Source organism: Shewanella sp. 6_MG-2023 (assembly GCF_030547195.1).
Lineage (GTDB): Bacteria > Pseudomonadota > Gammaproteobacteria > Enterobacterales > Shewanellaceae > Shewanella.
Genome location: NZ_JAUOQU010000007.1, coordinates 1 through 11,788, shown reverse-complemented (window position 1 = coordinate 11,788; position 11,788 = coordinate 1). Strand labels below are relative to the sequence as shown.

General features: G+C 39.9%; 8 protein-coding genes and 1 pseudogene. 5 read left to right on the top strand and 4 right to left on the bottom strand.

Annotated features, from left to right (window positions below):
- Nucleotides 1–10: 10 nt before the first annotated feature.
- Nucleotides 11–196: pseudogene (locus Q4533_RS05825) on the top strand (methyl-accepting chemotaxis protein); the annotation flags it as partial.
- Between the two features lie 128 nt (nt 197–324).
- A complete protein-coding gene (locus tag Q4533_RS05820) occupies nt 325–807 on the top strand; it encodes a DM13 domain-containing protein (RefSeq protein ID WP_102519880.1) in 483 nt (160 codons plus the stop codon).
- Nucleotides 808–933: 126 nt separating this feature from the next.
- Here the strand turns inward: Q4533_RS05820 and cydX are convergent, their stop codons facing one another.
- From cydX to Q4533_RS05805, 3 genes are read right to left on the bottom strand one after another with little or no spacing between them, the layout of a single operon-like run.
- The gene (gene cydX, locus Q4533_RS05815; RefSeq protein WP_102438737.1) at nt 934–1,059 is read right to left on the bottom strand and encodes a cytochrome bd-I oxidase subunit CydX; all 126 of its coding nucleotides are present in this window, start codon (nt 1,057–1,059) and stop codon (nt 934–936) included.
- Between the two features lie 13 nt (nt 1,060–1,072).
- Nucleotides 1,073–2,212, bottom strand: coding sequence for a cytochrome d ubiquinol oxidase subunit II (gene cydB / locus Q4533_RS05810; RefSeq protein WP_102438739.1), 1,140 nt, complete (start codon nt 2,210–2,212; stop codon nt 1,073–1,075).
- Nucleotides 2,213–2,227: 15 nt separating this feature from the next.
- On the bottom strand, nt 2,228–3,784 hold the full coding sequence (locus Q4533_RS05805) for a cytochrome ubiquinol oxidase subunit I (RefSeq protein ID WP_102438741.1): 1,557 nt from the start codon (nt 3,782–3,784) through the stop codon (nt 2,228–2,230).
- A gap of 1,310 nt (nt 3,785–5,094) precedes the next feature.
- Between Q4533_RS05805 and Q4533_RS05800 the strand changes: the two genes are divergently transcribed.
- Nucleotides 5,095–5,652 (top strand): hypothetical protein, encoded by a 558-nt coding sequence (locus Q4533_RS05800; RefSeq protein ID WP_102475426.1) that lies wholly within the window; start codon nt 5,095–5,097, stop codon nt 5,650–5,652.
- A gap of 513 nt (nt 5,653–6,165) precedes the next feature.
- Nucleotides 6,166–8,280, top strand: a complete 2,115-nt coding sequence (locus Q4533_RS05795; protein ID WP_102436252.1) for a TonB-dependent siderophore receptor — start codon at nt 6,166–6,168, stop codon at nt 8,278–8,280.
- Nucleotides 8,281–8,610: 330 nt separating this feature from the next.
- On the opposite strand, the gene Q4533_RS05790 is transcribed toward Q4533_RS05795, so the two are convergent.
- Nucleotides 8,611–9,090, bottom strand: coding sequence for a Fur family transcriptional regulator (locus Q4533_RS05790; RefSeq protein ID WP_102531868.1), 480 nt, complete (start codon nt 9,088–9,090; stop codon nt 8,611–8,613).
- 1,640 nt (nt 9,091–10,730) lie between these two features.
- Between Q4533_RS05790 and Q4533_RS05785 the strand changes: the two genes are divergently transcribed.
- Nucleotides 10,731–11,714: a hypothetical protein gene (locus tag Q4533_RS05785; RefSeq protein WP_303502277.1), complete on the top strand. Its 984-nt coding sequence runs from the start codon at nt 10,731–10,733 to the stop codon at nt 11,712–11,714.
- Nucleotides 11,715–11,788 lie beyond the last annotated feature (74 nt).

Sequence of the window (11,788 nt, the reverse complement as noted above, 5' to 3'; positions counted from 1 at the left end):
CACTTTCACTAGCAGTATCGCTAGCGCCACAGAGCAGCAAAGCGCCGTTGCTGATGAAATCACCCGTAACTTGCATCAGATATCATCCCTTGCCAATGAAGGCCAAGAGCGCGCAGGAGAAACAGTTGAAGTCGCTGACGGACTAACAGCGCTGGCAGGAGAGCTAAAAACCAAGATTAACTTCTTTAAAATTTAATCATTTGTTTGTAATAAAAGATTGTTAACTCAGGTCGTTATATGGGGCATGAACGGTAAAGTTCATGCCCCTTTATTTGATAATGAGGTTACGATTAACTACCACTTTAATGACAGAACAGGTACAGAATGAAAAAACGCACCGTTATCGCACTACTTTCAACCCATGCACTCGTACTCGCCATTGGCTTTGGCGCGGGCATTTATACCTTACCTATTCTTACTGCACCAGATGCACCAAGTCGCGAGCAAGTGCAGTCAATTGACTCTGTGCAACGCTTTACAGGTCAATTCAGCCGTAACCTCAAAGATAGCGACGCATTGCATTGGGGCGAAGGCAAAGTGACCCTAGGCGATGAATTTATTGCACTGAATGGCAAGCTGTCACCAGGTCCTGACTTTAAAGTGTATTTGGCCAAAGAGTTTGTAGAAACAGAAGCGGATTTTAACCGTTTAAAATCAACGATGGTGCAAGTGGCCGACATCAAAACCTTCGACAATTTCTTAGTGCCAATACCAAAAGAGGTGGATATCGCAACTTACAACACCATCATTATTTGGTGTGAAAGCTTTGGTCAGTTTATTACCGCAGCCCAGTACCAGTCTATTTAAGCGCTTTAAAAACGATAACTCATTCAACCTTTGTAAGCTTGCTTCCCTTATTTCACCCATCAGCTAATTTTAAACAATAAAAAACCCTGCACTAGGCAGGGTTTGATATTTTACAACTTAAAACACTTACTTATTTTTAGCTTCAGACTCGCTAATACGGTCTAAGTTTTCAGTGTTTTCAAGCCAAAGCGCATTAATGATGCCAAAAGCACAGGCCAGTAATACACCTAAAATCCAAGCGAAATACCACATAATGGCTCCTTAATTAATAAAGTGATGCTTTGTTCTTTTCAATGAAGTCGCGGTTTAAGCGACCAAACATCTTGTAGTAAGTCCAAATGGTGTAACTTAATACTGTCGGTACGAAAATAATCGCCGCCCAAGTCATCACATTAAGGGTCATTTCACTTGCGGTTGCATCCCACATCGTTAAGCTCACATTTGGATCAAGCGATGAAGGCATGACGAATGGGAACATTGATGCGCCACATGTCACGATAATGCCTGCAATAGCTAGTGAGCTAAATAAGAATGCAAAACCACTTCGGTTAAAGCGACTTGCTAGAATCACCAAGATTGGCATCAACAAACCTAATGCTGGGAACAGCATAGTCAGAGGATACTTGTCATAGTTAACTAACCATGCGCCTGCTTCTATAGCAACAGTTTTAGCCGTTGGATTAGAAGGACCAGCAGTATCGATTACTGAAGTAACCACATAACCGTCAATACCATTTACTAACCAAACACCCGCAGCAGCAAACAACACTGTCACTAACAAACCACACACTTGTGATGCTTTAGCAGCGCGAACACGTAGCTCACCTTCGGTTTTCATTTGTAACCATGAAGCACCTTGCATCATCATCATAAGTGCACTGATTAAGCCAGCTAATAAACCAAATGGGTTTAGTAGGCCTAGTAAGCCACCTTGATAAGTTGCACGTAGGTATTCATCGAACTCAAACGGTACACCTTGTAATAAGTTACCAAAAGCAACACCGATAACTAATGGAGGTACAAAACCACCGACAAACAAGGCCCAATCCCACGACTTACGCCATTTTGGATCTTCAATTTTTGAGCGGTAATCAAAACCAACAGGGCGCAGGAATAAGGCGAATAACACCAACATCATTGCCACATAAAAACCCGAGAACGACACGGCATATACTGTTGGCCAAGCGGCAAATAACGCACCACCTGCAGTAATTAACCAAACTTGGTTACCATCCCAGTGAGGGGCAATCGAGTTAATCATGATACGGCGCTCAGTGTCGTCTTTACCAATAATTGGTAATAACGCACCCACACCCATATCAAAACCATCTGTCACAGCAAACCCAACTAGCAATACGCCAACCAGAGCCCACCAGATAAATCTTAGCATTTCATAATCAAACATAATCAGGTCCTCAGATTAAGCATCTTGGTTTTCAAAATGATATCTACCTGTCTTAAGGCATGATGGGCCAAGACGAGCAAACTTAAACATTAAGAACATTTCGATCACTAATAGTATTGAGTAGAACACAGTGATTGAAATGATACTGAACCATATATCACCTGGCGTTAGCGTTGATGCTGACATAAAGGTCGGTAAGACTTCTGAAATGGTCCAAGGTTGACGACCATACTCTGCCACAAACCAACCACATTCAATTGCAATCCAAGGTAGTGGCAAGCTGTATAGCGCTGCACGTAATACCCATGGTTTTTCTTCAATTTTATGACGGGTGCTTTGCCAGAATGCCGCAGCAAATACCAATAGCATAATCACGCCACACGCAACCATGATACGGAATGACCAGAACATAGGGGCAACGTTAGGAATAGAGTCTTTAGCGGCAGCTTTAATTTGCTCTTCTGTCGCATCGACTACATTTTCTGTGTAACGTTTTAGCAGTAGACCATAGCCTAAATCGCCTTTGGTCATTTCAAAATCAGCACGAATTTGCTCTGTTTCATTACCTGCGCGAAGTTGTTCTAGTAAAGAGTAAGCAATCATACCGTTACGGATACGAATTTCATGCTCGTCGATTAAGTCGATAATACCAGTCACTTGCTCATCTAAAGAACGCGTTGCAATGATCCCCATTACGTATGGGATCTTAATCGCGTAGTCAGTGTGCATGGTTTCTTGATTTGGGAAACCCACTGCAGTAAAGGCCGCTGGTGCTGGCTCAGTGTGCCATTCCGCTTCAATTGCCGCTAATTTAACGCGCTGTACTTCACCTACTTCATAGCCAGACTCATCGCCTAGTACCATTACCGATAGGATTGACGCCATACCAAAACTTGCAGCAATCGCAAACGAGCGACGGGCAAACGGTAAATCACGACCTTTAAGGATAAAGTAAGAACTAATTGCCAAGACGAACATCGCGCCGGCAACATAACCTGATGCGACTGTATGAACAAACTTAACTTGCGCAACAGGGTTGAACAGTACTTCAGCGAAGCTGGTCATTTCCATACGCATTGTTTCATAGTTAAACACTGACCCTACTGGGTTTTGCATCCAACCATTAGCAATCAGGATCCATAAAGCTGACATGTTAGAGCCGATAGCAACTAACCAAGTAACCGCTAAATGTTGACGCTTACTAAAGCGATCCCAACCGAAGAAGAACATACCCACTAAGGTAGATTCTAAGAAGAAAGCCATTAAGCCTTCAATCGCCAGTGGAGCACCAAAAATATCACCCACATAATGTGAGAAATACGCCCAGTTAGTACCGAACTGGAATTCCATTGCTAAACCGGTGGTAACACCTAAAGCAAAGTTAATTCCGAATAACTTACCCCAAAACTTAGTCATGTCTTTGTAGATTTGGTTATTAGTCATCACGTAAACGGATTCCATAATAGCCAAAATAAACGCTAGACCTAAGGTTAAAGGTACAAATATAAAGTGGTACATGGCTGTTAGCGCGAACTGTAACCGTGACAGTTCAACAACCTCTTCAATAATCATTGGCGACTCCTTACCCAGTACATCCAAATGTCATGTCGACTTCCTCAAAAACAAAAGTGTTATTGCAGGAAATAAATTTATTAATCTAAAGCAGCACCCAAAAAAACAGGTTAATGAATTGTTATTTTAAGACTACCGTAACTCAATTTCGTTTTTAGTTTATTTCGCCTTAGCACCACAATAGTGAGACGTTTGTCACACCAAGATAGCAAAGGGTGACACAGCGCAAATAAACCAAGCCCACCAAAATCATAAAATCAGCAAAAACAGTTACTTATAAAAATAATTAATGGTGCACACCTCTATTTTATATCATCTAAATTTGATTCAAATCAATCAAACTTGCCACCCTTAATGGGTTTTCTGTGGGTTTTGGGCAATAGCGCAAACTACCAACTTTTATGTATTGACCAATACCCCGAATATTGCTAGGGATTTTTTTACATTTTTTTAAAATAGTGTTCCCTAATCCATGTTTTGCTAATGAATTTAGCCTAAGTAACAAAATTAGATCAAAACAAAACCATGGGATACATATTTTAACCCTTACGGCTTCAATTTAAATAATTAAACAATTGAATACAAACAACAAATAAAAATAATAGTTCAAAAACAAAGCAGACAGCCACATCTCACTCATTAGTTTTGCTAATGCGTGAGATTAATTTAACTCGTTTGAGAAAAACATCGGCAGGCTTTAATATTCGCCCCGTGTTGAGAGAAGGTCGATTGGACTTGAACAGAATGGATTTCAAGTTACATCCCCAACTCTACTAATTTGAAATTATTACTGAGTGGAGATTTAAAAGATGACTAAATTATTTGATCGCGTAATCAACAGCTACAAACGTATCTTTGTTGAAATGCACAAATCGTACTAAACGCTATTATGTTGTTGCTAGCATCAATACCTACAATTTAGGTGAGTGTTAGCAGCAATAAAACTAAAGACGCATTAAGTATGCAATTGCTTGCTAAATCCGTTGGACGTTTACCCTTGATGTTTTGTTAGCGCAAAACAGCTCTTGCAACATAGAGCAATAATCGGCCCTTTAGGATTAATATTCTAAGGGGCTTTTTATTGTCTAATTTAAAGTTTGCTTATCATTGGCGCTTGCAACAGAGTAATCAATGCATAGCCATAAACTCTAAGTTAGTACACATAAGTTAGGACACATAAGTTAGGACACATAAGTTAGGACACATAAGTTAGGACACTACTGCTTATATAATCATATAATAATCTATATATTGCCCATTAGTTGCCCCCGCCCAATACTCGTTGGCGATGAATCCTAAAGAGATGACATATGCATGAACAAAAGCTAAGCCTTGTTATTGAAAGCGGCCACCCTGCCTATGAATGGGCAAAAAAGCAGTCTGACGCCGTCGGCGCTTTTGGTCACATAGGTACTCATATTGATTGTTACGATTCAGAGCCATTAGAAGCACAGTATGAAGTCGATGTCGTTGTTATAAATTGTACTCACGAAATGCCGTCAGTGGATGATTTAGAGCCTTTAGCGTTAGCAGACAAAGCATTGGTACTTTTTACCGCAAACATTGAGCAAAATGGTTACGGCACGCCAAACTATGGCGTTATGAATACTGCGCTAACCAGTGATGCTATTGAGCAAATTCTACTTAACGCGCCCGCCTTTATCGTTATTGACAGCTACGGAATAGGATCCCATGGTGATGAACACATAGGTTTTGATAAAAGATGCGAGTCGAAAGGCTGTTTCGTGATTGAAAATGTGAACTTATCTGCAGCAGTAACACACTCAATGGTAAAACTTAAAATAGCCTTTGATAAGGACTCTAAATCGACAGGAAAAAGGTGCGATATTAGCGCAATTTGCCGCTAACTATTTATAGTTTAATAATGCTATCTAACTAATTGTCTCGAATTAATTTCACCTAACAAATCGCATCTAACTATATGTCCCAAATTAATCCCACCTAATAAATTGCACCTAACTATTTGTCTCTAATTAATTCCACCTAACAGATTTCGCCTAACCTACTGTATTTAAATGTTTTTATTTAACATTCTGCATCTAACTATTTGTATTTAACTATTTGTATTTAACTATTTGTATTTAACTATTTGTATTTAACTATGGGATTAATAAAGATCTCCTGTTTAAGCCAGATGCGCCCTTTCTGAACCTCGAAACTCCTTTGGGATTAACTGGTTTTTCACTGTCCCCGCTAAAAAGTACCAGCAGCGGACTTTCTGTTTGCCGTTCTCAATAGCTTTATGTATTTCAAAACCCTTAAGTGGCCAAAGTGACTGTTTGTTACTGGCTTCACTTTGACGAAATAAATGATATGTTATAACATTGCCTTTTTAATCCATCCTTGATAGGGCAAAGCACGTGAAAAAGCATTTTCTATATTCAATTATTGTCATTTCTAATGGTGCGTTAGCGCAAGATAGCAATAACCCAACCTCAGAAACTAATGATGATATTGAGCGCATTGAGGTAAATAGACTTTGGCAGCCTTACCGAGGCAACGTACCATTGATTGATACTCCCCAAGCAGTAGATAGAATTAATGCCGATACCATCAAAAACGAGGGCATTACTCGTTTCATGGACGCCTTGGACTTTTCGCCTAGTATCGTAAGGCAAAATAACTCTGGCGGTATGTTTGATAGCTTTGCTATTCGCGGTTTTTCGGGCGACGAAAATAACCCGACAGGTTACTTAGTAAATGGCTTTAACTCGCGAGGTTATAACGGCAACAGAAATACCGCCAATATTGAAACCATTGAAGTAATGAAAGGGCCAGGCTCAGCACTGTACGGACAAGGTGAACCGGGTGGCACGGTCAATATCATCACTAAAAAGCCGCAATTTGATGAACAAGGTTATATTCAGGGAACCTTAGGTAATTTCAATCAAAAACAAGTGGAATTTGATCACACCAAAGGCATTAGTGACGATGTTGCTTACCGCATCAATGGCTTTTACGAAGATTCAGATACCTTTCGTGACCATGTTGATATTGAAAGCTTGAATTTAAGCCCGTCACTTTTGTGGAATATCTCTGACGCCACCAGCTTAAGTTATGAAATGGAAATTCTACATCAAAGCAAGCCGTTAGATCGCGGTGTCTATGTATTAGATAATGATTTTGACGCTGTCGATACTGCCGCATTTTATGGTGATACCCGAGACGGAGCCCATAAAGTTGAAGCGCTAGGACACCAACTACTATTAAATCATCAGCTTAATAACTCGTGGCACTTATTAGCCGGTTTAGCTTATCGGGATTCATCCTTTAAAGGTCAATCTTCAGATGCTGAACTATCTGACGGCCGCCAGCTGATTTATAGCGACCCAAATACCTTATCAAGACAAAGAAGAGAGCGTGATTATCAGGCGCAAGACTTCTCGGCGCGTTTTGAAGTTAGCGGTGACGTAGAGCTTGGTGGAATGACCAATAATCTATTAATTGGGTTAGATTATTATAACTTCCAGCTAGATACTGATTATAGAGTGTGGCGAACCGCTTGGGGTTCAGGCGATGCGACATACTCAATCAACCCTAATAACCCTGATTACACTATGTATCAGCCTGAAACCACACCAACAACCTTAACCTTTGAAGAGCAAAAAGGCCTTGGTTTTTACGCCCAAGATTTAATTGAGTTGACTGATAAAGCCAAGCTGTTATTGGGCTTCAGAGTCGATAGCTTTAATCAGCACATTGTCAATAAACTGGATAATGAGTCTCAAGAGCAAGATCAAACTGAAGTATCTTCTCGTTTCGGTTTTGTCTATGAATTGGATGACAATATCAATATTTACACCAGCTACGCTGAAGGTTTCAGACCTAATCCTGGGCTTGATTCAGACAGAAATGCTTTTGACCCAGAACAAACTAAATCTTTCGAAGTCGGTCTTAAATGGCAAAATGTCGCTGACAGGTTCTCCGGTAGCCTTGCACTGTTTGATGCCAGCAAAACCAATATGTTAACAGCAGAGCCAGACACAGGGCTTTCTGCGACTTTAGGTGAGGTTGAAAGTCAGGGAGTTGAGTTTCAGCTGACCACCTTACTAACGGCTGATACCAGCATTGAGTTAGCCTACGCTTATACCGATGCAAGAACAGCAAACGATTTGATTGATAATGACTGGGGCGTGCCAATCCCTAAAGGTTCACGTTTAATCAACGTTGCAGAGCATGTCGGTCATGTGGCCCTAAGACATTATACTGACATTATGGGTAAAGAAGCTTATTTTGGCGCTACGGTCAATTACGTTGGCGACCGTCTAGGTGAAACCACATCACCTGATTATATTTTACCTGCATACACCTTAGTGAACCTATCCGCAGCGATAGAGTTAAGCAGCAAGTTTAGTGTAATGCTTGATGTGAATAACCTGTTTAATGAGCAATACTTTGAAAGCTCCTATCACAGGTTATGGACTATGCCGGGTGAGCCGATTAACTTTACCGCGAGTGTAAAGTATCAATTCTAATTTTCAGCATTAATTGCTGCTTGGACTTGCTAATACGGCTTCTGTTTAAGGTTTTCACTGCTCATTGACATCAGTCAACTCCGCGGTAAACCCCAAACTTCATTGTCTTAGCATCGCCACTAACGCTATTTGGATAGTTAAATTTGATAGCGTTAAACCTTGTCACTAGTCCCGACAGACAAGGGGCAAGTCCGCGGTGTAAACTCAAACTGCATTGTTTTAGTACCACAATGACATTAAGCGACCTTAGGGTCGCTTTTTTGTTGAGGATATCAGAGGTGAATCTATCAGTTGCGCTGAGTGGCTCAAGTGTCAAATATAAAGAATGCGTTACTCATTGGGCTTTTCACTAGGGTTAGCACAGTCATTACACAAGCATTGTAATTCTATTTGAGAGTTGAGCAGTTGAAAGTCCGCTTGTTGAATGCTCTCTTTTAAAGCCTCGATCACGCTGGCTTGAATGCCCTTCTCGGCCACTTTGCCGCAACTTTTACAAATCAAAAACTGCGGTACTTGGTGCTTGTGAGCGCAAGTGATGTGTGAACAAGCAAGGTACTTATTTTCAGATGATAGCTTATGCACTAAAGGCAGTTCACTGAGTATATCCAGCATACGATAAACAGACATCGGTGCTAATGATTCTTGGTGTGTCGCACGGTAAATATCAACGATTTCATAGGCTGATAAGGGTTTGCTAGAGTTAAGTAATACACCTAAAACATTCTTTCTTTTTGCCGTTAGCTTTACACCATTGTCGTGACATAGTTGTTCTGCTTTAGCAAAAATTTCAGTGTTATTAGAAGTAGGCATAGATAAGCTCAAGAGAAATCGTTATTGTTGTTATTATTTCTTGTCGGACTGACATTGTAAATGATAAAAAATAGAACATCTTAACAGCATTAAATAATTGCTATTTTTTGTGATTTTAAACCGTTTTTCGGCGCTTAGCTAATTTAGACCATTGGTTTCCTTTTTGTATTTCCAAACTTCGTTTGGATTAACGTCGTGGTTTTCCACCCACAGCTGATTTTGACCTGTGGATTTTATTCTGCATTTCCAAACTTCGTTTGGATTAATATCGTGGGTTTTCTGCCCACTGCTGATTTTGATATCTGGGTTTCAGCCTGTAATTCCAAACTCCGTTTGGATTAACGTCGTGGCGCTTCGCCCCTTCTTTTGCAAAGAGCTGAGTCAAGGGGGAAAGCGCACACATTTTACAAAAGAAGCCCTTAACAAACCCTCAGCGCCCTAACGAAAAATGCTGAAAAGCGCATGATTTTCGATGGGGATTGATCCAGCTTTTAACTTCGTTTGTTGATAACTTCGGTCTTATTCGAAAATGCTAACGCTTCCGATGGTGAGTCTGAAGTAAATGGATTTACAAATGTCACGGTGGCATGGATGCTAAGGAGTGACCCTGCACCGCGAAAGCTAGCCTGACGTCCTGTCAAGCTCACGCTATTTTCTCTGCGTCCTCAATTCAAAGGGAGTCCTTTAGCTGATTAGATTCTTGGTTTTTTTAGCTTTTTTAATTGCCACGAATACAGTCAAATCGAAGAGATAATAATCCCAGTGTAGATGCAGCAGCGAGCTTCTGACTGCCAAGGATGGCAAGAATGTCATTATTTGTCTGGAACAAATTTGACCAAAACATGGCGAAATTTCACAGTGTGAAACGCTCTGAGCGAGAGGCAAGGATGCCGAACTGGCCGTTTAACATGGATGTTATTTGTTTTGGCAGAGCTTACATGGACCTTTTGATTTATATAAAGAGTGCAGCGTCTCGCAGTTGTATCTGCACAAAAGGTCGCTCTTTCACATCTGACCCATAGGGATTTGGGAAATGTCATGATGATGTCGGGAACATCATTGACCATGTGATCGCGACATTTGTATATCCTATACATCACCTGCGGCAGGCAATGGATTAAATTGAAGTAATGGACTACCGTAACGGATCCAATATAAATGAAGTATAAAGTTGGTGGTCGTAAAACATTTTGCCCCAAAATGAGTTGGTGCTAGCAATGGGATAATCAGCATAACCTTACTTTTTCTAATCGATTATGACCGCCTTACTTGTCGTCCAAATGACTGGTTGCCTATACAGGTATAACTGATTTTCTCCAAATTGAGATAATTCTGGCGCCAAAGGATGCGTAAAATGAGCTTTTTACGCATCGATAATTTTGTAACATTCGAGAAAACCCATACATATCAATCTCCTGCGAAATTTTTTAAAGTGTTGTATAGACCGCGTAAACAAAGACGCATTCTTTCTCCGGCAATATTTTGAGCATTACTTACGTTTTCACGAAAATATTCGATTTACAACAGGGACTTAGCGGTGGTACCTTTGAAGTTTGAATTGAGCAGCCTGGAACATTATTGTGCTGCTATTGAATAAGCTGTTATGTTTTTCAATTCAATTTATTATTAGGATTACTTAAATGACTAAAGAATTAAGGGTTAGAGCTCAGATAGTTGATCCTGATACAGGTAGGTTTATTAAAGCGATTGATGAGCGAGATCTCAGTGACTTTTTGTCATTAATTGCTCCAAGTGGTGACCTAGGAAAAGTTTTTATACCTGATTTGACGCCTGTAATTCTAGAGGTGAATAGTCATGTTGAAAAACTACTTGAGCTTAAAGAAAAAAAAGATCTTTCTATAACACATAGTGTTGTTTATAACCTTTGGAATAAAGCTAAAATTTCAAAAAAAGAAAGTGTAAAAGAGAAACTTAACATTGAGGTATTAAGAGAATCGGAAAAGGCATTAAATCTAATACACACTCGGATTCCAAATTTAGAGAAAAAATACTTGTCCCCTGATACAGATACACCGGGGTGGCAATATGAAAATGTGGTCGATCGAGCATTAGATAGTTTATTATCCGAAGTACAAGTATTTATTGAAATAGTTCTCTGTCACATACATTCTTCCGCGATTATCGACCCTTCACTAATTGAAGAACCTTCAGTTATTAATCATTGTGAATCTATTTATTTGTTACTAAAAAAATGGCTAAGAAATGAGGCTGATATTTCAATAGCGCACAATAAGATAACAATTCATGATGAGTCTTTTGTTTATCAATGCTGTATTCAAAATAATATAGGTCTAAACCCACAAGCATTGCTAACGTATTTAGACCTGTCGGAAACTCCAATTGATATAATGAATCATATGCTTTCTAACATAACAAATGATGTTGAGTATGATTACAGAAATAATCAATATTCTGTAAGCAAAATGCAATGGAGAAAGGCAGATGATAACAAAGTAAAAAGATCACATAAGATAATACGACTAATGCAACAATTAGTCGGTGTATTGAGCCTATTCGAATCTATTGAGGATAAAGATGTAGAATATAGTGATAGTACAGAAATATTTAACGCAGTTAGAGAACTCATCGAAAACAAAACATAATCGGGTAGCCGGAGGTATCTAGCCTCCAGCCCCCACACCACCCTGCATGCGGCTCCGCACAGGGCGGTTCCCAA